Here is a 23,276-nt window from a genome sequence, read left to right as displayed (position 1 = left end):
CCGGCCTGTGTACCGAACCGGGCCCCTAGTATGGATGGGTCAGAGCGTTCTGCTATGGACGCGAGCCCAACGGATGGAGTCACACATGACCTACACCCTTCCCGACCTCGACTACGACTACGGAGCACTGGCGCCGCACATCGCTCCGGAGATCATGGAGCTGCACCACTCCAAGCACCACGCCACCTACGTCAAGGGCGCCAACGACGCGCTCGAGCAGCTGGCGGCGGCGCGCGACAAGGGTGAGTTCGGGGCCATCCCGAAGCTGGAGAAGGACCTCGCCTTCCACCTGGGGGGCCACATCAACCACTCCGTGTTCTGGAAGAACCTCTCCCCGAACGGCGGAGGAGAGCCGACCGGCGACGTGGCTGAGGCCATCGGCGAGTTCTTCGGCTCGTTCGACGGCTTCAAGGGCCAGTTCGCGGCGGCCGCGAACTCCATCCAGGGCTCCGGCTGGGCCATGCTCGTGTGGGACACCCTCGGCAAGCGTCTGAACATCAACCAGCTGTACGACCAGCAGGGCAATCTCCCCGTCGGCCAGCTGCCCATCCTGCAGCTCGACATGTGGGAGCACGCGTTCTACCTGCAGTACAAGAACGTGAAGGGCGACTACGTCAACGCCTGGTGGAACGTCGTCAACTGGGACGACGTCGCGCAGCGTCTGGCCGCAGCCAAGGCCGCCCAGATCAGCTACTGATCCGCAGCAGTCCCCCACCTGAGCCCCGCGGGCCCGGCCGACCGGCCGGGCCCGCGTCGCGTCCGCCGTCAGTTGGCCGGGCGGTCGCCGTAGACCCAGTCGGCCACGTCGCGGCCGGTCAGCCAGGCGCGCCACACGGCTCCGATCACGAACGGCACGAGCGCCAGTCCCACCGCCCACCGTGTGACCTTCCGGAGCGGAAGCACCGGGGTCAGCGGCACGAAGGGCGGGTGGCCTGCCCGGCTCGAGGGCTGCGAGGCGCAGGCATCGAGCCAGCGGCCCCCCGTTCTGACCTGGGCCCAGCTGTGGCCTGCGAGGAACCAGGGAAGGCCGAAGCCTCTGACGCGGGCGGCGTGCACGAGGCGCACCTCGAAGCCCAGCTCCCGCAACAGCAGCAGCAGCACGGTGTTGTACTGATGCGACCAGCCACGGTGGGCTGCCAGCGAGCGACGCGGCGTCTCCCACAGATGCCACAGCGAGTGCACGGGGTAGGCGCGGGCGACCTGGGCGATCGCGACGTCCACCAGGTCCCGCCCCGTCGCGCCGGAACCCCGGCAGGCGCGAACCAGGTCGTCCACCGTGTCCGGCAGGTCCGTGCGCCCGGGCGGGGGCGCGAAGGCCCACACGGGAATCAGGCCGATGCCCAGCGCCCCGAGCGCAGTCCACCTGAGCCTCATCGCATCTCCCCTCTTCGATGGCCGAACCCTCGAACGGACGCGTCGGGGATCTCATCGGCCAGGCGGCTGTGCAGGTCAAGCATCTGCCGGACCGTCCTGGACCAGCTGTACTGCTCCGCGCGAGCGCGGGCGGCCTCCCGCAGCTCGGGCCCGAGGCGCGGCACCAGGGACTCGACGGCGTCGGCGAGCAGCTCGGGGTCCGGGTCCGCGGACGCGCCGGACGACGCGTCGACGAGTTCGTGCGCACCGCCACGGTTGGACGTCACCACCGGCGTCCCGCAGGCCAGTGCCTCCAGCACCGCGAGTCCGAAGGTCTCCGCCGGGCAGACGGACAGGGACACGTCGGCCGCCGCGATGCGCCGGGCGACCTCCTCGCGGCCTGCGACGAAGCCGTGGAAGTGGACGGGGGCGTCACCCGCAAGAGCCTCCAGCTCGGCCAGGTCAGGGCCGGTCCCGTAGAGGTCGAGCCGGACGGGGCGGCCGCGACGGTGCAGCTCCACGACGGTGGCCACGGCCAGCTGTGGGCTCTTCTCATGCGACAGACGCCCCACGTAGCACAGCTTCAGGAGACCGTCGTCGGCCGGCGTCCCCTTCGCAGGGTGGAAGATGTCGAGATCCACGCCCAACGGGACGAGCTCCAGCTGTGCGCCGGTGGACTCGAACTCGTCGGCCGCGTACCGGCTTGTCACCACGACGCGGTCGAACTCCTTCGCGAGGCGCCGGTTGAGGGCGCCGACCGCGGTCTCCACTCCGAAGGAGCGACGGGCCCACATGGACAGCATGTCGCTCAGCTGCTCGTGGCTGAACAGCACCGACCCGACGTTGTTGCGGCTCGCCCAGCGGCCCGCCGGGGACAGTGTCCACTTGTCGGAGACCTCGATGGAGGTGGGCCGGAACCGGCCGAGCACGTCGAGGGCGCGCCAGGGCCGGAAGATCATGCGGTACTGCTGGGAGACCTTTGGCGCCCGGACGGTGACGAGGATGCCGGCCTCGGTCTCGGTCACCTCGTCACGCTCCCCCGGCGCCACGAAGATCCGGGTGTGCCCGGCCGCCACGTACCCCTTGCCCAGCTCCTCGATGACCACCTTCATCCCCCCGGAGGTGGGGCCGACGAAGTTGGCGAGCTGGGCTATCCGCATCCCCCCAATATAGGGGGATGCGTCACTGGTTCCTGCGCGCGAGCACCGCCCGTTGCAGGAGCACGAACACCAGAAGGATGCCGCCGGTGATGATGGTCGTCGCCTCCGGAGGCACCGTGCCGTCGCGGGTGATCAGGACGTTCATCAGCCCCAGTACCAGAGCGCCGACGACAGAGCCGAGCACGAACCCGGCGCCGCCGGTCAGCAGGGTTCCACCGATCACGGTGGCAGCGATCGCGTCCAGCTCCCAGCCGATGCCCGTGATGTTCTGCGCGATACCGAGCCGCGCCGTGTAGATGACCGCGGCGACGCCGGCGAGCAGCCCGCTGATGACGTAGACCCACATCTTGGTCCGGTGCACGGGCAGCCCCATGAGCTGCGCGGACTGCTCGGACCCGCCGATGGCATACACCGTGCGGCCCGTCCGGGTCCGGTGCAGGATGAAGAAGGCGACCACCACGACGAGCAGCGCCACGACGACACCGGGCGTGATCACGAGGTCGTTGACCTTCGGGCCGTCGATGATCTTCCACTGCTCGGCGAGCACCCTGAAGGCGGACTCGTCCGGCAGCCGCTCCGGCTTGGTGCTCAGCATCGAGGCCAGCCCCCTCGCGAGGAACATCATGGCCAACGTCGCGATGAACGGCTGCACGTTGAAGTACTGGATCAGGACCCCCGAAGCCAGCCCGAACGCCGCGCCGATCAGGATCATCACGATCATCACGAGCCAGGGGTTCCAGCCGGCGTTGATCAGCATGACGCCGGAGACCGAACTGAAGGCGATCACGGCGCCGACCGACAGATCGATGCCCCCCGTCAGGATGACGAACGTCAGTCCGACGGCCAGGACGATCAGGTGTGCGTTGTTGATGAGCAGATTCGAGATCGTGCTCATCTGGACGATGCGCCCGTAGGCCACCTCCCCGTAGATCACCATGCCCACGAAGATGACGAGCGCGGCGAGGGTGGGGAGCAGGTCAAGGCGGAGTCGGGGCCGGGTCCTGGCGCCGGTCGGGGCCTCGGGTCGGGTCACGGTTGCGGAGCTCATGCCGCCACCTCCTTCACCAGGGGCGCGGGCCGCGAGATGGTCCTGCGCCGGACGAACAGCTGACGGACCCGCTGCGACTGGAGCAGACACAGCACGACGATCACGATGGCCTTGAAGGCCGGGGTGGCCGACGACGAGATCCCGAGGAACACCACCGTCTTGTCCAGCGTGGCGATGAGGAGGGCGCCGATGGTCGCCCCCGTCAGGTTGAACTTGCCTCCGGCGAGCGAGGTGCCACCGATGACGACGGCGAGGATCGCGTCCATCTCCATCTGATCGCCCGTCCTGGAGATGTCGACGGTCATGACCGACGCCGTGGCGAACACCCCGGCGATGCCGGCGGTCAGGCCCGAGATGGCATAGACGGCCAGCAGCATGCCCCGACGGTTGACGCCGGCGAGGCGGGCGGCAGCGGGGTCCATGCCGATGGCCTCGATCATCAGCCCCAGCGCGCTCCGTCGCACCAGGAGGCCGAGCAGCACGACGATGAGCACGGCGAAGACGAACACGACGGGCAGGCCGAGTACGTAGCCGTTGGCGATCCACCGGAAGGTGTCGTTCGTCGCGGCCGTGTTCTGCCCGGACGTGATGACCTTCGCCACGCCGCGGCCGGCCAGCATCATCACCAGGGTGCTGATGAACGGCTGCAGCCCCACCACGGACACCAGCACGCCGTTGACCAGGCCGAGGACGACGCTGATGCCGAGCGCCAGAGCGAGGGCCGTCAGCGCCGCGCCCGGCGTGTTCCCTGCGCCGGCGAGCAGCTCCATGGAGGCGGCCCCGGCCACCACCATAACCGAGCCGACCGAGAGGTCGATCCCGCTCGTCGCGACTACCAGACACATGCCCAGCGCGATCATCATCACCGGGGCGGCCGCCCGCAGGATGTCGATCACGTTGCCCACCAGCGCGCCGTTGCTCGCGTTGTAGCCGATGCTGAGGTAGCTCGCGTCTTTGGCCACGTTGACCGCCAGCAGCAGGATGATCGCGACGATCCCCCACACGTACTGACGTTTCAGCACGCCCTTGATCCCGTCACTCTGCCCGGTCATGGGCGATCTCCTCCACACTCACCACGGCCTCCTCGGATGCCGCCGCCCTGGTGGCGGCTGCGATGCCGTCACTGGCGATGATATTGACGATGTCGTCGGCGCTCAGGCCTTCCCTGTTGGCGAGCTCCGCGATCTTGCGGTGGTCCTTCAGCACGACGATGCGGTCGCTCAGTCGGACCACCTCCTCCAGCTCGGAGGAGATGAACACGACGGTCACGCCGTCGCGCGCCAGCTGCACCACCCGTTCCTGGATCTCGGCCTTGGCGCCGACGTCGATGCCCCTGGTGGGCTCGTCGAGGATCAGCAGCTCCGGCTGCGTGGCAAGCCAGCGCCCGAGCAGCACCTTCTGCTGGTTACCCCCGGACAACGTCCGGATGGGACGGTCCGGATCGGCGGGACGGACGTTGAGCTCCGTCATGTAGCGCTCCACCATGGCGTCCGCCTCCCGACGGGGCAGCGGCCGGGCCCAGCCCCGCTTCGCCTGCACGCCGAGCACGATGTTCTCGCGCACGCTCAGGTCGCGGATGATCCCTTCGTCGCGCCGGTTCTCGCTGGAGAACGCGATGCGGTGCCGGAGCGCAGCGGCCGGGCTGCGGACCTCCGCGGCGGCCCCCCCGACCTCGACGGCGCCGCCCTCGAGGCGGTCCGCCCCGAACATGAGACGCGCCAGTTCGGTGCGCCCCGATCCCAGCAGGCCGGCGAAGCCGACGATCTCGCCCCTGTGGAGCTCGAGGTCCGTCGGCTCGATGGCACCCTTCCGCGCGATCCCCGTCGCCCGGTACACGACCTCGGTGTCGGCGAGGTCACGCGCACCGCCCCCTTCGAGGCTTCTGAGGGCGGCGATGTCCTTGCCGATCATGGCGGCGATCAGGCTCGCCCGGTCCAGGTCCTTCGTGAGGTACTCCCCCACGAAGCTGCCGTTGCGCAGCACGGTCAGCCGGTCGCTGATCGCGTAGACCTGGTCGAGGAAGTGGGAGACGAAGAGGATCGCCACGCCCTCGTCCCGCAGGCGCCTGATCACCGAGAAGAGCTGCTCCACCTCCCGCGCGTCGAGGCTGGAGGTGGGCTCGTCGAGGATCAGCACCTTCGCGTTGGTGACCATGGACCGGCTGATGGCGACGAGCTGCTGCATCGCCAGCGACAGCGAGCTGAGCGGTGCCCTCGGGTTCAGGTGACCGAGGCCGAGCTTCTCGAGCGCCTCGCGCGCCCGCGCATGGGTTGCCTTCCATCGGATGCCGAACGGACCGTGCACCTCGTGCCCGAGCATGACGTTCTCGCCGATCGTCAGGTTGGCGCAGAGGTTCACCTCCTGGTAGACGGTCGAGATGCCGGCCGCCTGCGCATCGGCCGTCCCGCCGAGCTTCAGGTCCCTGCCGTCGATGAGGATCTGGCCATCATCGATGTGGTACACGCCCGTCAGCGCCTTGATGAGGGTGGACTTTCCCGCGCCGTTCTCGCCCATCAGCGTGTGCACTTCTCCAGGCAGAAGCCGGAAGTCCACGTCGTCGAGGGCCTTGACGCCGGGGAAGGATATCGAGATGGACTTCATCTCGACGATGGGGCTGGTCATGGCCATCTCCCTGAGGTCTGGTTGTTCAGCGGCCGCGCGTGCCGCCGGGAGGCGGGCGGGGCGCTCGGCGCCCCGCCCGGTGCTGCCGACTGGCACGTGGGTCAGAACTTGCGGTCCGGAAGGGCCTCGGAGGCGGCCTCGGGCGAATCGAACGTCTCGCTCGGGACGATGATGTAGGGATCGATATCCTCACCGGCCAGGGTCTTCTTCACGACGTCGAGGGCCGTCTCCCCGAACAGCGGGTTGTACTCCGCGACGAAGGACAGCTTCCCGTCGGCAAGGGCCTGGAGGGCGTTCTTCGTGCCGTCGATCGTCGCGATCTTGACGTCGACGCCCGGGGTCAGCCCTGCCTCCTCGACGGCCTGCACCGCCCCGAGGCCCATCTCGTCGTTCTGCGCGAACACCAGCTGGACGTCGTTGTTGTTCGACTTCAGCACGGTCTCGAAGACGCTCTTCGCCTCCTCGGTTGACCAGTTGGCCGTCTGCGCGCCGAGCTTGGTGAACTTGTCATTGCTGCCGATGACCTCGTCCCAGCCGACGTTGCGCTCGTTGACGACCGACACGCCGGCCGGGCCCTCGAGGGTGAAGTACTTCGCCCCGTCCGGGAAGGCCGAGACCGCCCAGTTCGCCACGGAGGCCGAGACCTCCTTGTTGTCCGGCGCGATGCGGGTCACGTACAGGCTGGTGTCATCCGGCTCGATGCCGCGGTCGATGAGGATGACGGGGATCTCCGCCTCCTGGGCGCGCTTCAGCGAGTCCTCCCAGCCGGACCCTTCCGTGGCAGACAGCAGGATCACGTCCACGCCCTCGTCCACGAACGAGGTGAAGGCGTCGATCTGCGACTTCTGATCGAGCTTGGCCGCAGGGGCGTACTTGAGGTCGAAGCCGGCGTCCTTGGTGAATGTGTCCTGCACGTTCTGCTCGTTGGCCTTGCGCCAGGCCCCCTCGGGGCCGACGGCGACGAAGCCGATGGTGGTGAGATCATCTCCGGAACCGGCGGTTCCGGCGCTACCCTCACTGCCGGCGTTGCCGCCCCCACATGCGGTGAGCCCCAGCGCGAGGGCTCCCGTGGTCAGGAGGCCGATGGCCGTCCTCACGATGCGACGAGTCATGTTCGTTGTTCTCCTCTTTGAGAGGACCCTGGGCCGGGTCCGTTGGTGGCGCACCACTGCGCCCTTTGTGTTACCGGGAACATTACCGGTAACACGCCACCTGAAGACAAGGGGTTTCAGATAACGTTTAGGTCACGGTCCGCTGCGACGGCGTCAGTCGTCCTCGGCGGCCGAGGCGATCATCTCGACCACGGTCTGGACGGTGACGCCCGGACCGTTGGAAATCTCCCCCACCTTGTCGCGGTCTTTGAGGACGATGATGCGGTCGGCGAGGCGGAGCACCTCGCTGAACTCGGAGGAGATGAACACCACGGCCATGCCCTGATCGACCATTGCCGCCACCCGACGTTGGATGGCGACCTTCGACCCGATGTCCACACCGCGGGTGGGCTCATCGAGGATGAGGACCCGGGGCCGGGTCGCGAGAAGGCGCGCGAGGAGGATCTTCTGCTGCTGGCCGCCCGACAACAGCCCGGCCGGGGTCTCCGGCGAGAGCTGCTCGAGGCCGAACAGCTCCCTCGCCCACGTCACGATCTCCGCCCGCTCACGACGCGACACGCGCGACCGCCAGCCGCGCATGGCCTGCAGGCTGAGCACCACGTTGTCCGCCACCGTCATCTCGGCGATGATGCCGTCAACCGTCCGGTCCTGCGCCGAGAGCACGACCCGGTGCCGCAGCCCGCTGGCGGGCGAGTCGACCCGCACCCGGCGGCCGTCGATGGTGAGGGTCCCCTGCGACGTCGGCGTCACGCCCGCAAGCAGCCTGGCCAACTCCGTGCGGCCAGATCCACGCAACCCGATGAACCCGACGATCTCGCCGCGGTAGAGCGCGAGATCCGTCCGGGCGAACACGCCGGAGCGGCCGAGGCCCTCCGCAAGGAGGACGGGGTCGCCCTCCGGATCCTGCCGGTGCGCGCGCCGTTCCGATCCGATCTCCCTGAGTGCGTCGACGCTCCTCCCGAGCATCAGCGAGATCAGCTCGACGCGATCGATGGTGTCGGCCTCTCGCTCCGCGACCACCCGGCCGTCCCGGAGCACCGTCACCCGGTCGCTGATCGCGAACACCTGCTCCAGGAAGTGCGACACGAACACGATCGCCATCCCGTCATCGCGGAGACGCCGGAGCACCTTGAACAGCAGCGCGACGTCGGCAGGCGCCAGGCTGGAGGTCGGCTCGTCGAGCAGCAGCACTCGCGGTCTGCCCACCATCGCACGCGCGACGGCCACGAGCTGCTGTGTCGAGGGCGACAGGGCGTTGAGCCTCGTGCGCAGGTCGAGGTCCTCGAGCCCGAGGCGGGACAGCACCTCAGCGGCCGCCCCCCGTGTCGCACCCCAGTCGATGCCGAACCGGCCGCGAGGCTCGTGCCCGAGCATCACGTTCTCGGCGACGGTCAGGTTCCCGCTCAGGTGGATGTCCTGGAAGACCGTCGCGATCCCGGCCGCCCGGCTCGCCGCCGGGTTGGCGAGCGTGACGGGCTCGCCGTCGAGGAGGATCTCCCCCGAGGCGATGGGTCGGACACCGTTGAGGACGTTGATGACGGTGGACTTGCCCGCCCCGTTCTCGCCGAGCAGCGCATGCACCTCGCCGGGGAACAGCGCGATGTCCACCCCGTCGAGCGCCAGCATGCCCGGGTATTCCACGGTGACACCCACGAGCTCGAGGACAGGCTGCGTCATCCCAGCCCCCCTCTCGGCGCGGCGGCCGACCGCCGGCGGACGAGCTCGATCGGCAGCCGGGTCCGCTGCGGGACATCGCGCCCCTTCGCTGCCGCGATGACGATCTCCAATGCCTTGGCGCCGATGGCGTGGAAGTCCTGCCGGACGGTCGTCAGGGGCGGCAGGAAGTGCGCGGTCATGGGGAGATCGTCGAAGCCGACGATGCTCATCTCGTCTGGCACCGAGATGCCGCGCTCCGAGAAGCCATGGATCAGCCCGAGCGCGGACTCGTCATTGGCGGCGAAGATCGCCGTGTAGTCGGGGCGCCGCTTGAGCCCGAGCGCGTACTCGTAGGCGAAGTCGGCGCTCCAGTCCCCCACCACGATCGGCCGCTCGGCGAGCTTCCAGGCCTTGGCCCGCTCGTGGAAGGCACGCTCCCTGGCGCGGGCGTCGAGCCAGTCGAGCGGTCCGGCCAGATGCAGGATGTCGCGGTGCCCCAGCTCGGCCAGATGATCGACAAGCAGGTTGGTTCCCATCCTCTGGTCCGCGGAGACCGTGACGAAGGTCGGGTCCCTGTCCGACTTCACGACGACGACGGGGACCCTGAACTCGATCTGCCGCAGCGCCGAGAGCGAGGTGGAGCGCGGGGCGATGACGCAGATGCCGTCGACGCCCTGGGCCGACAGCTGCTCGATGCCCTCCCGCGGGCCCGCGGGATCCTCCGCGCGCAGGGTGACGGACGTCACGGAGTAGTCGGCCTCGCCCGCCGCCAGCTCGATGCCGCGCAGGGTGTGCGTGGGCCCGTAGGCGAAGTGGCTCTCCATGAGCACACCGATGCGCTGGTGCCGCTGCGTCGCCAGGGCGCGCGCCGCATTGCTGGGGCGGTAGTTGAGTTCTGCGATGGCAGCGAGCACCCTGTCGCGGGTATCGGGTCGGATGTTCGGGGCGTCGTTCAGCACGCGCGAGACCGTCATGTGGGACACGCCGGCCCGCGCCGCCACCTGTCGGATGTTGGGGCGCTCGGGAGCGGGGTCAGTTGCCACTACACCTCCCGCCGGACACCACTGGATCGAAGCTTAGCGGGCCGGCCGCGGCCGCGGCCGCCCTCAGTCGAGCAGCGTGCGGTCGGACAGGCTGGCGCCCTTGATCTTCGAGAACTCCTCGAGGAGGTGTTCGGCGGTGATCGACTTCTTGGCCTGCTCGTCCACCTCCAGCACGACGCGGCCCTCATGCATCATGATCAGCCGGTTGCCGAGCTCGATAGCCTGGTTCATGTTGTGCGTGACCATCAGCGCGGTCAGGTTGTTGCGCGCGACGGCCTCTCCCGTGAGCCGGGTGATGAGCTCGGCGCGGGACGGGTCGAGCGCAGCGGTGTGCTCATCGAGCAGCAGGATGGCCGGCTTCGCGTAGGTGGCCATCAGGAGGCTGAGCGCCTGGCGCTGTCCGCCCGAGAGCATGCCGACGCGCATCTCGAGGCGGTCCTCGAGACCCAGCTCGAGGGTGATGAGGGCCTCGCGGAAGACCTCGCGCTTCGCCCGCGTGACCGCCATCCGCAGCCCTCGGCCCTTGCCCCTCTCGAAGGCGATGGCAAGGTTCTCCTCGATCGTCAGGTGCGGCGCGGTGCCGGCCATAGGGTCCTGGAAGACGCGGGCCACGGAGCTGGCGCGGCGGTGTTCAGGCGCCTTCGTGACGTCGTGGCCGTCGATGATGACGCTGCCGCCGTCGGCCGTGTACCGGCCGGAGATGACGTTGAGCATGGTCGATTTTCCGGCCCCGTTGGAGCCGATGACGGTGACGAAGTCCCCCTCGGACAGCTTCAGAGAGAGGTCGTCGAGCGCGACCCGCTCGTTGACCGTGCCGGGGAAGAACCGCTTGGTGACGTTGACGAGCTCGAGCATCACTTGGCTCCTTCCGCGACCGCCGCGGCGGTCCTCCTGCGGATTCTCAACTTCTTCAGCGGCGCCCACTGGGGCAGCACGAGCGCCAGCACCACGAGCACCGCGGACACCAGCTTCATGTCGTTGGGGTTGAAGCCGTTGTTCAGCGCGATCTGGATCACGCCGCGGTAGATGACGGAACCGAGAGCAGCGGCCAGCACGGCCTGCCAGACGGCCGTCATGCCGAAGATGGCCTGGCCGACGATCACAGATGCCAGGCCGGCCACGATCAGGCCGATGCCCATCGAGATGTCAGCGAAGCCCTGGTACTGCGCCACGATGGTGCCGCAGAGCGCCACCAGGCCGTTCGACAGGGCGAGCCCGATGACCTTCGTGACGCCCGTGTTGATGCCCTGCGAGGAGGCCATCAACTCGTTGTCGCCCGTCGCGCGGATCGCCACGCCGAAGCTCGTGCCCAGGAACCAGTAGACGATGACCCCGACGATGGCGACCACCACGGCGAAGATCGCGACCGACGCCCACGTGCGCAGGAGACCCGCCTCCTGCAGCGGCGTGAACAGCGTCGTCTGGCGCAGCAGCGGCACGTTGGCCTTGTTGCCCATGATGCGGAGGTTGATCGAGTAGAGCGCGATCTGAGTCAGGATGCCGGCCAGCAGCGGGTTGATGTGCCCCCAGACGTGCAGCAGGCCCGTGACCGCGCCGGCGGCCATGCCGGCCAGCGTGCCGGCGACCATCGCGACCGGGACCGGGAGCCCGCCCACGATCAGCATGGCGCAGGTGGCGGCGCCCGTCGTGAAGGACCCGTCGACCGTCAGGTCGGGGAAGTCCAGCACGCGGTAGGTGAGGTAGACCCCCAACGCCATGATGGCGTAGAGCAGGCCGATCTCCAGTGCGATGATCATCAGTTCACACGTACTCTCAGTACTTGGTGGTGGCGCGCTCGACGATGGCGTCGGGCAGCGTCAGGCCCTGCGTGGTGGCCGCAGCCTCGTTCACGAAGAGGTCGAACTCCTTCTGCGTGGCCACGGGGATCTCGCTGGCCGGAGTACCCTCGAGGAGCTTCAGCATGACGGCCGCGGCGTCCCGTCCCTGCTGGGTGTAGTTCACGGACAGGCCGGCGGCGGCGCCGCGCTCGATCGTGGACTCGTCGGATGCGAACACGGGCGCCTGCTTCTGCTCGCCGACCTGGATGACGGACTCGGCCGCGGACACGACCGTGTTGTCGGTCGGGATCAGGAAGGCGTCGACATCGAGGGACTCGGCGGCCTGCTGCACCTCGGAGCTGTTGGTGACGGTGGCAGTCCTGATCTCCAGGCCGAGCGTCGCGGCTGCGTCGGTGGCCTCCTGGACCTGGACCTCGGAGTTGACCTCGCCGGAGGCGTAGACGATGCCGACGGTCTTCACCTCGGGCATGGCCTCCTGGATGAGCTTGAGCTGGTCGGCCATCGGGTTGAGGTCGGAGACCCCTGTGATGTTGGAGTCCGGCGCGTCCCAGGAGGCGACGAGCCCGGCGGACTTCGGGTCCGTGACGGCGGCGAAGACGACCGGGCGGTCCGTGATCACGTTGGCCAGCGCCTGGGCGGTCGGGGTGGCGATCGCGAGGAAGGCGTCGTAGTCCGAGGAGGCGAAGGTGTTGGCGATGTTCGTCAGCGTCGTCTGGTCACCCTGCGCGTTCTGCTCATCGAAGGTGACTTCGACGCCGGCCTCCTCGAAGGCGGCCTTGAAGCCCTCGGTCACGGCGTCCAGCGCCGGGTGGGACTGGATCGTGGCGATCCCGATCGAGTACGACGCCGCGCCGCTCTCTGACCCGGGTGCGGGCTCCCCCGTCGAACCTCCGCAGGCCGACAGGGACAGGGCGGCTGCGACGCCGAGGGCGAGTGCCGTGATCTTCATCGTTCTCCTCGTGGAGCTGGGGGGTGACCGAGACAGCCTAACCGTCCCCCGCGGGACGGCGGGGGGGCCGTCCGGGATCAGAGTGTCTCGTCCGCCTTCTTGACGACCGCGTCAGGAATCGTCACGCCCATGGCCTCGGCCGCGTCCGGGTTGATGACCAGCTCCAGGCTCTCCTGGAGCTCGACCGGCATGTCAGCCGGGTCGGCACCCTCGATGATGCGCACGAGCATCTCCCCCGTCTGGCGCCCCTGTGCCTCGTAGTCGGTGGCCAGCGCTGCGGCGGCGCCGCGCTCAACCGAGTCGGCGTCGGAGGCCACCAGCAGGCGGTGGTGCTGCTCGGCCACCTGCACCATGGACTCCATGGCGGACACGACGGTGTTGTCCACGAGCACGAAGTAGGCGTCGACGTCGAGCGACTCTGCGGCCTGCTGGACCTCGGAGCTGTTGGTGACGGTGGCGGTCAGCACCTCGATGCCGAGCTGCCTGCCGGCCTCGACCGCGGCCTCGGCCTGCACCTGGGCGTTGACCTCCGCCGAGGAGTAGACGATGCCGACGGTCTTGACGCTCGGGTCGATCTCGGTGAGCACCTGCAGCTGCTGATCCGTCGGCAGCTGGTCGCTGGTGCCCGTGATGTTGCCGCCCGGCGCGTCCATGGAGTCGACGAGTCCGGCGGCTGCGGGGTCGGTGACGGACGCGAACACGATGGGCCGGTCCGTGATGACCTGGGCCAGCGCCTGCGCCGGCGGGGTCGCGATGGCGACGAAGTACTCCTTGTCGGAGGCCGCGAAGGTGTTGGCGATACTCGCGAGCGTCGCCTGGTCGCCCTGCGGGTTCTCCAGGGACATCTCCAGGTTCTCCCCCTCGACGTATCCCGCGTCTGCCAGGGCCTCGGTGATGCCCTCGTACAGCAGGTCGAGGGACGGGTGCGACACAATGGTGACCGCGCCCACGCTCACGCTGCGCTTCTCCCCGGAGGGACTCGTCGTCGCTGTCGAGCCCCCCTGCGCGCACCCGGCAAGCAGCAGCGCGCCGAGTGTCATCCCGGCAAGCCCACGTCGCAGCATCTTGTTCCTCTCGGTGATCTCCGGCCTGACAGCTTACGCCGCATCCTCCGGGCAACGGAAAAGAGGGGCCCCGAAGGGCCCCTCTTCACGCGGTGTGTGCGTCAGCTCACTTGGCTTCGGCGGTCTCCTCGACCTCGGTGGTCTCCTCGGCCACGGGGGCCTCGTCGACGGCGGGGGTCTCGTCGGCCACGGGGGCCTCCTCAACGACCGGCTTGGCGGCGGCGGGCGCGGCCTTCGGCGCGACGGCCTCGGTGATGACCTCGATCATCGCCATGGGAGCGTTGTCGCCCTTGCGGGGGCCGAGCTTCGTGATGCGGGTGTAGCCGCCCTCACGCTCGGCGACGGCCGGGGCGATCTCGTCGAACAGCACGCGGACGACGGCGGGATCGGTCACCGACTGCAGCACCAGGCGACGCGAGTGCAGGTCGCCGCGCTTCGCCTTGGTGATGAGCTTCTCGGCCAAGGGCTGCACGCGGCGGGCCTTGGTCTCTGTGGTCGTGATGCGGCCGTGCTCGAAGAGCTGGGTCGCCAGGTTACGCAGGATGATCCGCTCGTGGGTCGGGCTGCCGCCCAGACGGGGACCCTTGGTTGGCTTGGGCATTGGTGTTTAACTCCAGGTGTAGATGCGTTGGGCGGTCAGTACTGCTCGGTCTCGGCGAAGTCCGAGTCCTCGTCGTAGCGCTCGATGGCCTGCATCGGGTCGAAGCCCGGGTGCGAGTCACGCAGCGCGAGTCCGAGGCCGGCGAGGGTCTCCTTGACCTCGTCGATGGACTTCGAACCGAAGTTGCGGATGTCGAGCAGGTCCTCTTCGCTGCGGGCGACGAGCTCACCCACGGTGTGGATGCCCTCGCGCTTGAGGCAGTTGTAGGAACGCACCGACAGCTCCAGGTCCTCGACCGGGAGGTTCAGGGACTCCGTGATCTGCTCGTCGACGGGCGACGGGCCGATCTCGATGCCCTCGGCCTCGACGTTCAGCTCACGCGCCAGGCCGAAGAGCTCGACCAGGGTGCGACCGGCCGAGGCGACGGCGTCGCGGGGCAGGATCGAGTTTTTGGTCTCGACGTCGACGATCAGACGGTCGAAGTCCGTGCGCTGGGCGACACGGGTGGCCTCGACCTTGTAGGTGACCTTGAGCACCGGCGAGTAGATCGAGTCGACCGGGATGCGGCCGATCTCGGACTCGGGGTCCTTGTTCTGCGCAGCGGACACGTAGCCGCGTCCACGCTCGACGACGAGCTCCATCTCGAGCTTGCCGTTGTCGTTGAGGGTGGCGATGTGCAGATCCGGGTTGTGGATCTCGACACCGGCCGGGGGCTGGATGTCCCCGGCGGTGACCGCACCGGCACCGGCCTTGCGCAGGTACATGACGACGGGCTCGTCCTCCTCGGACGACAGCACGAGGCCCTTGAGGTTGAGGATGATCTCGGTGACATCCTCGACGATGCCCTCCAGGGTGGAGAACTCGTGCTGGTTGCCCTCGATCTTGATGCTGGTCACCGAGGCGCCCGGGATGGACGACAGGAGGGTGCGACGCAGCGAGTTGCCGAGGGTGTAGCCGAAGCCGGGCTCCAGCGGCTCGATGACGAACCGGGAACGGAACTCGGAGACGACCTCTTCGGAGAGGGTCGGGCGCTGAGCGATGAGCATTGACTGTCCTTCCCGCGCCAACCGCTATCTGATGGCGCGAATGGTGTTGTCTGGTTGAGGCCCGAGGGCCTCGAAAGACCGCCGGCCGGAACGCGTCCGGCCGACGGCCCTGGGATCACTTCGAGTAGAGCTCGACGATCATCTGCTCGGCCACGTCGATCACGATCTGCTCGCGGACGGGGAGCTGGTGAACGAGGATGCGCATCCGGTTCGGACGGGCCTCGAGCCACGCGGGCACCGTGCGGTCGCCGTGGGTCTCCCGGGCGATCACGAAAGGCGTCAGGTTCAGCGACTTCTCGGCGACGTCGATGATGTCCTTGGCGCGGACGCGGTACGAGGGGATGTTCACGCGCTGGCCGTTCACGAGGAAGTGGCCGTGCACGACGAGCTGACGGGCCTGACGACGCGTCGCGGCGAACCCTGCGCGGTACACGACGTTGTCGAGACGCGACTCCAGGATCTGCAGCAGACGGTCACCGGTCTTGCCGGGGGAACGGTCAGCCTCTTCGTAGTAGCGACGGAACTGCTTCTCGAGCACGCCGTACGCGTAACGAGCCTTCTGCTTCTCCTTGAGCTGCAGCGAGTACTCGGAGTCCTTCGTGCGGCCGCGGCCGTGCACACCCGGGGGGTACGGACGACGCTCGAAGGCCTTGTCGTTGCCGACAAGGTCAGTCCCGAGACGACGGGACTTCTTGGTCATAGGGCCGGTGTAACGAGCCATGTTCTTAGTCCTTTACTCTCTCGGTCGATCAGACGCGACGACGCTTGGGCGGACGGCAGCCGTTGTGCGGCACCGGGGTCACGTCGGAGATCGCGCCGACCTCGAGGCCGACGGCACCGAGCGAGCGGATCGCGGTCTCACGACCGGAGCCGGGGCCCTTGACGAACACGTCGACGCGCTTCATGCCGTGCTCCATGGCGCGGCGACCAGCGGCCTCGGCGGCCATCTGGGCGGCGAACGGGGTCGACTTACGCGAGCCCTTGAAGCCGACGGTGCCGGCAGAGGCCCACGCGATCACGGCACCGGTGGGATCGGTGATCGAGATGATGGTGTTGTTGAACGTGCTCTTGATGTGCGCCTGGCCGGCGAGCACATTCTTCTTCTCCTTGCGGCGCACCTTGGTCTTGGCGCCCGCCTTACGGCTTGCAGTAGCCATAAAAGTCTTTCTCCTTGAGTCCTGAGAAGCCCTGACCTAAGGTCAGCGGGCCTTCTTCTTGCCAGCGACGGCCTTCTTCTTGCCCTTGCGGGTGCGCGCGTTGGTCCGCGTACGCTGACCACGAACCGGGAGGCCGGCGCGGTGGCGGCGGCCCTGGTAGTTGCCGATCTCGACCTTGCGACGGATGTCGGCGGCGACGCTACGACGCAGGTCACCCTCGGTCTCGTAGTTGGCTTCGATGTGGTCACGCAGCGCGACGAGCTGATCGTCGGTGAGCTGGTGGACTCGCAGATCGCCGCTCACTCCAGTGGCGGCGAGGGTCTCGGCGGCGCGGGTCTTCCCGATGCCGAAGATGTAGGTCAGTGCGACCTCGAGGCGCTTCTCGCGCGGGAGGTCGACACCAATGAGGCGTGCCATCAGGCGGTACCTTTCTGAAAACTCGGTCCTGGCTCGGTGGGAGCCCGGTCATGGACCGCGAAGGTGTGTGGCGTGACGCGTCCCCGCCGCCTGTGGTGCCTCGGTGGCACCGACGGGGCCTTGGCCTTCGTCCAAGGGTGGGAACCCCGGTCAAGGGGGTCCTTGCAATCACGTTGCTATCTAGTTGTCGGCGGTGTGGGGACCAGACCCTTACCGCGGTGCTCTGCTCATCCGAGGCCTCGCGGCCCCGGAATCAGCCCTGACGCTGCTTGTGGCGGGGGTTTTCGCAGATCACCATCACACGACCGTGCCGGCGGATGACCTTGCACTTGTCGCAGATCTTCTTGACGCTCGGCTGAACCTTCATTCGAGCAACCTTTTCAATCAGCGACTGGGCGCTTGGCAGCACCCAATCTTGTGGTGGATTTCCGGTGGCCGTCACCCGGGCACGCTCGCACGCGTCCGGGCGGGGACGACCGACGCACCAGCTTACGCCACGCGGGCGCGCGGCCCAAATCGCCCCCGAAACACAGCAACGCGCCGCACCCCTGGCGGGGCGGGCGCGTCGAGTGGCCTGGAAGGCTCACTTGTGACGGTAGACGATGCGTCCTCGGGTGAGGTCGTAGGGAGACAGCTCCACGACGACGCGGTCGGCCGGCAGGATGCGGATGTAGTGCTGGCGCATCTTGCCGCTGATGGTCGTCAGGACCTTGTGCCCGTTGGCGAGCTCCACGCGGAACATCGCGTTCGGCAGTGCCTCGACCACGGTGCCCTCGAGCTCGAGGGCTCCTTCTTTCTTCGCCATGAACTCTCATTCTGTCGCGCCGGCGAGCCTGTGCGCCGCCGGAGTGTACTTCAGACAGGCATTTTACGCCGAAGCTGGAGGTCTTTCCAAATAGGGCCTCGGCACCTCACTAGCCTGTGGACCCATGAAGTACTTCGCAGTCCAGTACACCTACTCCTCCGACGCCGATGCCCTGGCGGCGATCCGGCCGAAGCACCGCGAGTTTCTCGCGTCCCTGGCGGGCGGCCCGCTGATCGCCAGCGGCCCGTACGTGGACGTCGAGGTGGCCAGCGCGCTGCTGCTGTTCCGGGGCGAGACGGCGGCCGAGATCGCCGCGCTGCTGGACGAGGACCCGTTCTGTCACGCCTCGCTGATCGTGGGCCGCTCGATCACGCAATGGAACCCCGTGATCGGCGTCTTCGCCGGCTGAGTCAATCGACGTCCGCCGACGGCACGACCCACGTGTTGCACTCCCCCAGGTCGTCGGCGTACAACCCACGCAGCCCCCAGTTGGCGACCGAGTCGGGAGAGCCGTGCACGCCGTCGTCGACGGTGGCACGCAGGTACGGCTCGATGGTGTCGAAGACCTCCCGGGTCAGGTCGACGGAGTCGTCGCGGGCGATCTGCGCGTAGGCGAAGCACGTGGCCTGGAGCTCGAGTCGCCGGACGGGCTCGTTGCCGGTCAGCCCGGCCGAGGCCTCCATCATCCCGGCCAGCGCCTGGAGATGGTGGCCGTACTCGTGGCCGGCGACCTCCTTGACGCCGAGGTCGTACCAGCTGGTGCCGTTCAGGGCGGTCACGCCGAAGTAGATGGCGCCGCCCTGCGCGGAGCAGTACAGCGCCGGGGCCTCCACCCAGCCGCACGGGGTGTCGACGACCTCGGCGTCGTAGAAGTAGTACGGGATCTCGGTGGCGTCGAACCCGAGGGTCGTGAGCACCGGGGCCCACGCCTGCTGCAGGCAGTCGAGTTGGCCTCCCGCCAGCCCCTCCAGCTCCTCCATGGATCCGGCGGACGCCGGAGCGGGACAGCCTGCCTGTCCTGGCGCGGCGACCTCGTAGAGGGCGCTGCTCTGCAGCGCCCGCCCGGCCGCAGCTGTCGCGCTGGGCGCGGGAAGGGCGGGCCAGGTCCGCTCGGGCAGCCCGGGCTCCGGGGCGGCGCTCGGGGTCGCGACCGGTGCCGACGCGGTGACGGAGGGCTGAGGCGTCGCCACGTCGGGATCAGCGGGCTGCGGCTGGAGCCGCGCGACCATGGACCCGACGAGCGACGCCGCCAGCAGGGCCACGAGCAGCGCGGCCGCCAGTGCGCCGACGACCAGCCCGACGCCCGAGGCGCCGCCGCCTCTCCGGCCGCCGGTTCGTGGCGGCTGCCGCCAACCGGTCATCAGGCCACCGCCGACGGCGCTGCCACCCAGGTGTTGCAGGACTGGTAGGTCGTGGCATGCAGGCCTCGCGCCCCCCAGTCGAGCAGCGAATCCTGGCTGCCGTGGATGTCGTCCGAGAGCATCGTCCCGAGTCGCTGCATCCAGCCCTCGTACTCCTCCACGCCGAAGTCGACGGCCTCATTGTTGATGGTGAGGGCGGCCGACAGGCACGTCGCCTGCAGTTCGGCCCGCCGGTCGAGCTCGGCTCCCCCGGACGCCGCGACCTTCACCGCCGTGATGCCGAACAGCGACTGGAGGTGGTGCGCGTACTCGTGGTTGACCATCTCGTTGACCGACAGGTCCCAGTCCTTCGCCATCTGGAAGTGGCCGGTGCCGAAGTACGCGGACCCGTCACCCGCCGAGCAGTAGAAGGCTGGCGCGTCGATCCAGCCGCAGGCGCTGTCCGCCCCGTTACCGTCGTAGAAGCTGACGGCAGGCTCAGTGACGCCCAGCCCGTAGCTGGCCAGCACGGGCGCCCACGCCTCCTGCAGGCAGTGCCACTGCGCGCGCACGGCCCTCTTCCATGCTGCACGCGATGTGATCCTGGCGGGGGCCGGGCAGCCGGTCAGTGAGATGACGGGGAGCGCGTTGAGCGCCGCGGTCTGGGCCGGGTACAGCTCCGAGTCCGGGTCCGGGTCCGGCAGATCGGGAAGCGTGCGGGTCGGCAGCTGCCACGCGCCGGCACCGACATCGACGCCGAGCGGCAGGTCGATGCCGGTCGTGACGCTCATCGTCGGGGCCGTGACCGTCACCACCCTGGAACCGCCGCCGACCAGCAGCGCGGAAGCGGCCACCAGGGCCGCCAGCACGAGCACGGCACCCACCGCAGTCCCTGCCACCCGGACGCGTCGGGCACCCTCGTCCGCGGGCGCGGCACGCCGCGGCTGCGGAGATGGTTCACGGTTCGACACGCTGGAAGGCTAGTGCGGAAGGCGCTCAGAACAGCAGGATGCCGACGAGCAGGGCGATTACCACGACCAGCGAGAGGCCGACCGCGCCCACCAGGACGGTCAGGGGCACCAGGTTGCGTGCGGCGGAGACCTCGCCGGCCGGGGTGCCGCCCTGCGCAACGATCGCCGGTACCGCGGCCGACGCCGCGGGCAGCTGTTCGATCACGGGGACGAGGTCACCGAGCGCGCGCGCCCCGTAGACGACGTCCATGGCCGCGGCGTACTCGTCGTGCGTCACCCGTCCCTCCGCGAAGGCCGAGTTGAGCCGCGCGGTCAGCGACTCCCGCTCGACATCGTCGACCGGATCCGCGGCGCGTTGGAGGTACTTCGAGCTGGGAGGCAGGGCCATGGGCCCATGATAGGCGTCAGTCCGCGAGCGGGGCGTAGAGGTCGCCCAGCAGGGACTCGCCGCCGTCGGCCTCCGTCAGCACCCAGACGCCTCCGGGCGTGATCGCGACCGTGTTCTCCCAGTGGGAGCCGCGCGAGCCGTCGCGGCTCACGACGCTCCATTCGTCGTCGAGCTCGAGGGTGTGGTGCGTGCCGCGGGTGAGCATAGGTTCGATCGCCAGGACCATCCCGGTGCGCAGGCGCGCGGTGGGCCGCGGGCGGTACCAGTTCGGCACGTCCGGTTCCATGTGCATCTGGGTGCCGATGCCGTGGCCCGTGTACTCGCGCAGCGAGCCGTAGCGCACAGGTAGCGACTTGACGTAGCCCTCGATGGCCCTGGAGACGTCGCCGACGCGGCCGCCGTCGCGCATCTGACGCGCGCCGGCCCACATGGCCTCACGGGTGGCGTCGACGAGCGCGACGTCCGCAGGGTCCGCCGAGCCGACGATGACGGTCCGGGCAGCGTCCCCGTGCCAGCCCCCCACGATGGCGCCGAAGTCGATGGAGACGACGTCGCCGTCCTCGAGCGGGCGGTCGTCGGGGATGCCGTGCACCAGCGTGTCGTTGACGGAGATGCAGGCGACGGCGGGGAACGGTGCGCCGTACTCGGCGCCGTAGCCGAGGAAGGAGCTCTTGGCGTCGTTGCGCTCCAGCACCTCGCGTCCGATGGAGTCGAGTTCACGGGTGGTGACCCCGATGGCGGCGGCCCCGCACATGGCGGCAAGGCCGTCGCTCACCACGAGACCGGCCCGCCGCATCAGCTTCAGCTGAGCTGCGTCCTTGATCTCGATCTGGCTCATCTGGCGGTGTGCGCGTCCACGAGGCCGAACATCCGCTGGCGGACCTCCTCGACCGATCCGGTTCCGTCGACCTCGACGAGGAGGCCCTTGGACTCGTAGTGGAACAGCAGCGGGGCGGTCTGGCCCGCGTAGACCTCCATCCGGCGGCGGATGGTGTCCTCGTTGTCGTCGGCGCGTCCCTCGAGCTCGGCGCGCTGCAGGAGGCGCTGCACGAGCGCCTCTGGCTGCACCATCAGCGACACGACCGCGTCGAGCGCCTGGCCGTGCTCCGTGAGGTGGCGGTCGAGGAAGTGCACCTGGTGCATGGTGCGAGGGAAGCCGTCGAGCAGGAAGCCCTGCGCGCAGTCGGGCTCGGCCAGCCGCGCGGCAACGATCTCCTCGGTGACGTCGTCCGGCACGTACTCGCCGGCGTCGATCAGCTCCTTGACCTTGATGCCGAGCGGCGTGGCGTTCCTGATGTTGTGCCTGAAGATGTCTCCGGTCGAGATCGCGGGAACCCCGTACCTGGCGGCCAGCGCGGTCGCCTGGGTGCCCTTGCCGGCGCCGGGGGCGCCCATGATCAACAACCTCATCGCAGGAATCCTTCGTAGTTGCGCTGCTGGAGCTGGCTCTCGATCTTCTTGACGGTGTCGAGACCGACGCCGACGATGATGAGGATCGACGTGCCGCCGAACGGGAAGTTCTGCTGAGCCCCGACCGCGATGAACGCGAGCGTCGGGATCAGTGCGATCGTCGCCAGGTACAGCGAGCCAGGCGCGGTCAGCCGTGACAGCACGTAGGCGAGGTAGCGCTCGGTCGGCTTCCCGGCACGGATGCCGGGGATGAAGCCGCCGTACTTCTTCATGTTGTCGGAGACCTCTTCGGGGTTGAAGGTGATCGACACGTAGAAGTAGCAGAAGGCGATGATGAGGACGAACTGGACGACCGTGTACACCCACGAGTAGACGCCGCTGCCGGTGAAGTTGGCGATGATCCACTCGGACACCGCGCCCTCGGGGCGGAAGGTGGCGTACAGGACCGGCAGGTACATGATCGACGAGGCGAAGATGACGGGGATGACGCCGGACTGGTTGACCTTCAGCGGGATGTAGGTGGTGGAGCCGCCGACGAGGCGGCGCCCGACCATGCGCTTGGCGTACTGGACCGGGATACGGCGCTGCCCCTGCTCGATCCAGATGATCGCGAGCATGACGAGCAGCCCGATGCCGATGACGGCGAAGAAGAGGAACCAGCCGACGGCGCCGGGGTGGCCCTGCTTGATCGACCACAGGCCGGTCGGGAAGCTGGCCGCGATCTGGGTGAAGATCATGATGGACATGCCGTTACCGATGCCGCGCTCGGTGATCAGCTCACCCATCCACATGATCACGCCGGTGCCGGCGGTCATGATCAGGACCATCGTGATCAGCGGGAACAGGTCCTCGGAATAGATGATGCCCGTGCAGCCCTGGAACAGCTGGCCGGTGCGCGCCATCGTGACGTACGCGGTGGCGTTCAGCACGGCGAGCACCAGCGTCAGATACCGGGTGTACTCGGTGATCTTCGCGGTGCCGGAGGCACCCTCCTTCTTGAGGGCCTCGAGCTTGGGGATCACGACCGTGAGAAGCTGCAGGATGATCGACGCGGTGATGTAGGGCATGATGCCGAGCGCGAAGATCGTCAGGTGCAGCAGCGCACCACCGGAGAACAGGTTCACGATCGAGTACAGCCCGGCCTGGTCGCCGCTGGAGGCGAGGTCGACGCACTCGTTGATGCGCGACATGTTGACGTTCGGGGTCGGGATCGATGAGCCGAGTCGGAACACGGTGATGATGCCCAGCGTGAAGAGGATCTTCTTGCGAAGGTCCGGGGTCTTCAACGCGTTAGCGAGAGCGGAGAGCATCCGGTTACTACTTTCGACTGATGAC

27 protein-coding genes are annotated in these 23,276 nt (G+C 68.5%); 2 read left to right on the top strand and 25 right to left on the bottom strand.

Features of this window, described 5'->3' with window-relative positions:
- Positions 1 to 85: 85 nt before the first annotated feature.
- Positions 86 to 697 carry a superoxide dismutase gene (locus QH948_RS04010; RefSeq protein WP_219080709.1) on the top strand — a complete coding sequence of 204 codons (612 nt, stop codon included), beginning with the start codon at positions 86 to 88 and terminating at the stop codon, positions 695 to 697.
- Positions 698 to 765: 68 nt separating this feature from the next.
- Here the strand turns inward: QH948_RS04010 and QH948_RS04005 are convergent, their stop codons facing one another.
- The 19 genes from QH948_RS04005 to infA all read right to left on the bottom strand — a co-directional run bounded on the left by QH948_RS04005 (position 766) and on the right by infA (position 17,832).
- On the bottom strand, positions 766 to 1,374 hold the full coding sequence (locus tag QH948_RS04005) for a transglutaminase domain-containing protein (protein WP_281145609.1): 609 nt from the start codon (positions 1,372 to 1,374) through the stop codon (positions 766 to 768).
- Positions 1,371 to 2,522, bottom strand: a complete 1,152-nt coding sequence (locus QH948_RS04000) for a glycosyltransferase (RefSeq protein ID WP_281146129.1) — start codon at positions 2,520 to 2,522, stop codon at positions 1,371 to 1,373. The genes QH948_RS04005 and QH948_RS04000 overlap by 4 nt, the downstream gene beginning before the upstream one ends.
- 13 nt (positions 2,523 to 2,535) lie before the next feature.
- Positions 2,536 to 3,561 carry an ABC transporter permease gene (locus tag QH948_RS03995; RefSeq protein WP_281145608.1) on the bottom strand — a complete coding sequence of 342 codons (1,026 nt, stop codon included), beginning with the start codon at positions 3,559 to 3,561 and terminating at the stop codon, positions 2,536 to 2,538.
- Positions 3,558 to 4,613 carry an ABC transporter permease gene (locus tag QH948_RS03990; protein WP_281145607.1) on the bottom strand — a complete coding sequence of 352 codons (1,056 nt, stop codon included), beginning with the start codon at positions 4,611 to 4,613 and terminating at the stop codon, positions 3,558 to 3,560. Before QH948_RS03990 ends, QH948_RS03995 begins: the two co-directional genes overlap by 4 nt.
- Positions 4,597 to 6,183, bottom strand: a complete 1,587-nt coding sequence (locus QH948_RS03985) for a sugar ABC transporter ATP-binding protein (protein WP_281145606.1) — start codon at positions 6,181 to 6,183, stop codon at positions 4,597 to 4,599. Before QH948_RS03985 ends, QH948_RS03990 begins: the two co-directional genes overlap by 17 nt.
- Before the next feature lie 101 nt (positions 6,184 to 6,284).
- Positions 6,285 to 7,295 carry an ABC transporter substrate-binding protein gene (locus tag QH948_RS03980; RefSeq protein WP_281145605.1) on the bottom strand — a complete coding sequence of 337 codons (1,011 nt, stop codon included), beginning with the start codon at positions 7,293 to 7,295 and terminating at the stop codon, positions 6,285 to 6,287.
- A gap of 153 nt (positions 7,296 to 7,448) precedes the next feature.
- Positions 7,449 to 8,972 carry a sugar ABC transporter ATP-binding protein gene (locus tag QH948_RS03975; RefSeq protein ID WP_281145604.1) on the bottom strand — a complete coding sequence of 508 codons (1,524 nt, stop codon included), beginning with the start codon at positions 8,970 to 8,972 and terminating at the stop codon, positions 7,449 to 7,451.
- On the bottom strand, positions 8,969 to 9,994 hold the full coding sequence (locus QH948_RS03970) for a LacI family DNA-binding transcriptional regulator (protein ID WP_281145603.1): 1,026 nt from the start codon (positions 9,992 to 9,994) through the stop codon (positions 8,969 to 8,971). Before QH948_RS03970 ends, QH948_RS03975 begins: the two co-directional genes overlap by 4 nt.
- Positions 9,995 to 10,057: 63 nt before the next feature.
- Positions 10,058 to 10,849: an ABC transporter ATP-binding protein gene (locus QH948_RS03965; protein ID WP_281145602.1), complete on the bottom strand. Its 792-nt coding sequence runs from the start codon at positions 10,847 to 10,849 to the stop codon at positions 10,058 to 10,060.
- On the bottom strand, positions 10,849 to 11,751 hold the full coding sequence (locus QH948_RS03960; RefSeq protein WP_219080727.1) for an ABC transporter permease: 903 nt from the start codon (positions 11,749 to 11,751) through the stop codon (positions 10,849 to 10,851). Before QH948_RS03960 ends, QH948_RS03965 begins: the two co-directional genes overlap by 1 nt.
- A 16-nt stretch (positions 11,752 to 11,767) precedes the next feature.
- Positions 11,768 to 12,742 (bottom strand): ABC transporter substrate-binding protein, encoded by a 975-nt coding sequence (locus QH948_RS03955; RefSeq protein ID WP_281145601.1) that lies wholly within the window; start codon positions 12,740 to 12,742, stop codon positions 11,768 to 11,770.
- A gap of 77 nt (positions 12,743 to 12,819) precedes the next feature.
- Positions 12,820 to 13,698 carry an ABC transporter substrate-binding protein gene (locus QH948_RS03950; RefSeq protein ID WP_281145600.1) on the bottom strand — a complete coding sequence of 293 codons (879 nt, stop codon included), beginning with the start codon at positions 13,696 to 13,698 and terminating at the stop codon, positions 12,820 to 12,822.
- A 214-nt stretch (positions 13,699 to 13,912) separates the two neighbouring features.
- Positions 13,913 to 14,407 (bottom strand): 50S ribosomal protein L17, encoded by a 495-nt coding sequence (rplQ, locus tag QH948_RS03945; RefSeq protein ID WP_281145599.1) that lies wholly within the window; start codon positions 14,405 to 14,407, stop codon positions 13,913 to 13,915.
- 35 nt (positions 14,408 to 14,442) lie between these two features.
- Complete coding sequence (locus tag QH948_RS03940; protein WP_219080735.1) at positions 14,443 to 15,453, bottom strand: DNA-directed RNA polymerase subunit alpha; 1,011 nt, start codon at positions 15,451 to 15,453, stop codon at positions 14,443 to 14,445.
- Between the two features lie 115 nt (positions 15,454 to 15,568).
- Positions 15,569 to 16,174 (bottom strand): 30S ribosomal protein S4, encoded by a 606-nt coding sequence (gene rpsD, locus QH948_RS03935; RefSeq protein ID WP_281145598.1) that lies wholly within the window; start codon positions 16,172 to 16,174, stop codon positions 15,569 to 15,571.
- Positions 16,175 to 16,202: 28 nt separating this feature from the next.
- A complete protein-coding gene (rpsK, locus tag QH948_RS03930; protein ID WP_219080738.1) occupies positions 16,203 to 16,610 on the bottom strand; it encodes a 30S ribosomal protein S11 in 408 nt (135 codons plus the stop codon).
- Between the two features lie 42 nt (positions 16,611 to 16,652).
- Positions 16,653 to 17,027: a 30S ribosomal protein S13 gene (gene rpsM, locus QH948_RS03925; protein ID WP_219080739.1), complete on the bottom strand. Its 375-nt coding sequence runs from the start codon at positions 17,025 to 17,027 to the stop codon at positions 16,653 to 16,655.
- A 253-nt stretch (positions 17,028 to 17,280) separates the two neighbouring features.
- Positions 17,281 to 17,394 (bottom strand): 50S ribosomal protein L36, encoded by a 114-nt coding sequence (gene rpmJ / locus QH948_RS03920; protein WP_020575560.1) that lies wholly within the window; start codon positions 17,392 to 17,394, stop codon positions 17,281 to 17,283.
- A gap of 216 nt (positions 17,395 to 17,610) precedes the next feature.
- On the bottom strand, positions 17,611 to 17,832 hold the full coding sequence (gene infA / locus QH948_RS03915; protein ID WP_068749455.1) for a translation initiation factor IF-1: 222 nt from the start codon (positions 17,830 to 17,832) through the stop codon (positions 17,611 to 17,613).
- Positions 17,833 to 17,956: 124 nt separating this feature from the next.
- Between infA and QH948_RS03910 the strand changes: the two genes are divergently transcribed.
- On the top strand, positions 17,957 to 18,241 hold the full coding sequence (locus QH948_RS03910) for a YciI family protein (RefSeq protein ID WP_281145597.1): 285 nt from the start codon (positions 17,957 to 17,959) through the stop codon (positions 18,239 to 18,241).
- A 1-nt stretch (position 18,242) separates the two neighbouring features.
- Here the strand turns inward: QH948_RS03910 and QH948_RS03905 are convergent, their stop codons facing one another.
- Genes QH948_RS03905 through secY form a run of 6 tightly spaced genes read right to left on the bottom strand, consistent with a single transcriptional unit; the run spans position 18,243 to position 23,251 of the window.
- Complete coding sequence (locus tag QH948_RS03905; protein WP_281145596.1) at positions 18,243 to 19,193, bottom strand: hypothetical protein; 951 nt, start codon at positions 19,191 to 19,193, stop codon at positions 18,243 to 18,245.
- The gene (locus QH948_RS03900; protein WP_281145595.1) at positions 19,193 to 20,143 is read right to left on the bottom strand and encodes a neutral zinc metallopeptidase; all 951 of its coding nucleotides are present in this window, start codon (positions 20,141 to 20,143) and stop codon (positions 19,193 to 19,195) included. The genes QH948_RS03905 and QH948_RS03900 overlap by 1 nt, the downstream gene beginning before the upstream one ends.
- Positions 20,144 to 20,168: 25 nt before the next feature.
- The gene (locus tag QH948_RS03895) at positions 20,169 to 20,531 is read right to left on the bottom strand and encodes a DUF1707 SHOCT-like domain-containing protein (protein ID WP_281145594.1); all 363 of its coding nucleotides are present in this window, start codon (positions 20,529 to 20,531) and stop codon (positions 20,169 to 20,171) included.
- A 16-nt stretch (positions 20,532 to 20,547) separates the two neighbouring features.
- A complete protein-coding gene (gene map, locus QH948_RS03890; protein ID WP_281145593.1) occupies positions 20,548 to 21,369 on the bottom strand; it encodes a type I methionyl aminopeptidase in 822 nt (273 codons plus the stop codon).
- Entirely contained in the window at positions 21,366 to 21,941 is a 576-nt protein-coding gene (locus QH948_RS03885) for an adenylate kinase (RefSeq protein ID WP_281145592.1), read from the bottom strand. Before QH948_RS03885 ends, map begins: the two co-directional genes overlap by 4 nt.
- Positions 21,938 to 23,251, bottom strand: coding sequence for a preprotein translocase subunit SecY (gene secY, locus QH948_RS03880; protein WP_281145591.1), 1,314 nt, complete (start codon positions 23,249 to 23,251; stop codon positions 21,938 to 21,940). The genes QH948_RS03885 and secY overlap by 4 nt, the downstream gene beginning before the upstream one ends.
- Between the last annotated feature and the right edge of the window lie 25 nt (positions 23,252 to 23,276).

The sequence above is a fragment of the Tessaracoccus lacteus genome, from assembly GCF_029917005.1.
Classification (GTDB): Bacteria; Actinomycetota; Actinomycetes; order Propionibacteriales; family Propionibacteriaceae; genus Arachnia; species Arachnia lactea.
The sequence above is the reverse complement of the archived record's forward strand: the minus strand, read 5'-3'. Positions and strand labels throughout refer to the sequence as shown.

Coding starts and splice junctions, on each gene's coding strand:
- QH948_RS03980 (WP_281145605.1), bottom strand. CDS start 7,295: ATGACTCGTCGCATCGTGAGGACGGCCATCGGCCTCCTGACCACGGGA.
- QH948_RS03905 (WP_281145596.1), bottom strand. CDS start 19,193: ATGACCGGTTGGCGGCAGCCGCCACGAACCGGCGGCCGGAGAGGCGGC.
- rplQ (WP_281145599.1), bottom strand. CDS start 14,407: ATGCCCAAGCCAACCAAGGGTCCCCGTCTGGGCGGCAGCCCGACCCAC.
- rpsM (WP_219080739.1), bottom strand. CDS start 17,027: ATGGCACGCCTCATTGGTGTCGACCTCCCGCGCGAGAAGCGCCTCGAG.
- QH948_RS03985 (WP_281145606.1), bottom strand. CDS start 6,183: ATGACCAGCCCCATCGTCGAGATGAAGTCCATCTCGATATCCTTCCCC.
- secY (WP_281145591.1), bottom strand. CDS start 23,251: ATGCTCTCCGCTCTCGCTAACGCGTTGAAGACCCCGGACCTTCGCAAG.
- QH948_RS03885 (WP_281145592.1), bottom strand. CDS start 21,941: ATGAGGTTGTTGATCATGGGCGCCCCCGGCGCCGGCAAGGGCACCCAG.
- map (WP_281145593.1), bottom strand. CDS start 21,369: ATGAGCCAGATCGAGATCAAGGACGCAGCTCAGCTGAAGCTGATGCGG.
- QH948_RS03955 (WP_281145601.1), bottom strand. CDS start 12,742: ATGAAGATCACGGCACTCGCCCTCGGCGTCGCAGCCGCCCTGTCCCTG.
- QH948_RS03895 (WP_281145594.1), bottom strand. CDS start 20,531: ATGGCCCTGCCTCCCAGCTCGAAGTACCTCCAACGCGCCGCGGATCCG.
- QH948_RS03975 (WP_281145604.1), bottom strand. CDS start 8,972: ATGACGCAGCCTGTCCTCGAGCTCGTGGGTGTCACCGTGGAATACCCG.
- QH948_RS03940 (WP_219080735.1), bottom strand. CDS start 15,453: ATGCTCATCGCTCAGCGCCCGACCCTCTCCGAAGAGGTCGTCTCCGAG.
- rpsD (WP_281145598.1), bottom strand. CDS start 16,174: ATGGCTCGTTACACCGGCCCTATGACCAAGAAGTCCCGTCGTCTCGGG.
- QH948_RS04010 (WP_219080709.1), top strand. CDS start 86: ATGACCTACACCCTTCCCGACCTCGACTACGACTACGGAGCACTGGCG.
- QH948_RS04005 (WP_281145609.1), bottom strand. CDS start 1,374: ATGAGGCTCAGGTGGACTGCGCTCGGGGCGCTGGGCATCGGCCTGATT.
- rpsK (WP_219080738.1), bottom strand. CDS start 16,610: ATGGCTACTGCAAGCCGTAAGGCGGGCGCCAAGACCAAGGTGCGCCGC.
- infA (WP_068749455.1), bottom strand. CDS start 17,832: ATGGCGAAGAAAGAAGGAGCCCTCGAGCTCGAGGGCACCGTGGTCGAG.
- QH948_RS03990 (WP_281145607.1), bottom strand. CDS start 4,613: ATGACCGGGCAGAGTGACGGGATCAAGGGCGTGCTGAAACGTCAGTAC.
- QH948_RS03960 (WP_219080727.1), bottom strand. CDS start 11,751: ATGATCATCGCACTGGAGATCGGCCTGCTCTACGCCATCATGGCGTTG.
- QH948_RS03910 (WP_281145597.1), top strand. CDS start 17,957: ATGAAGTACTTCGCAGTCCAGTACACCTACTCCTCCGACGCCGATGCC.
- QH948_RS03965 (WP_281145602.1), bottom strand. CDS start 10,849: ATGCTCGAGCTCGTCAACGTCACCAAGCGGTTCTTCCCCGGCACGGTC.
- QH948_RS03995 (WP_281145608.1), bottom strand. CDS start 3,561: ATGAGCTCCGCAACCGTGACCCGACCCGAGGCCCCGACCGGCGCCAGG.
- rpmJ (WP_020575560.1), bottom strand. CDS start 17,394: ATGAAGGTTCAGCCGAGCGTCAAGAAGATCTGCGACAAGTGCAAGGTC.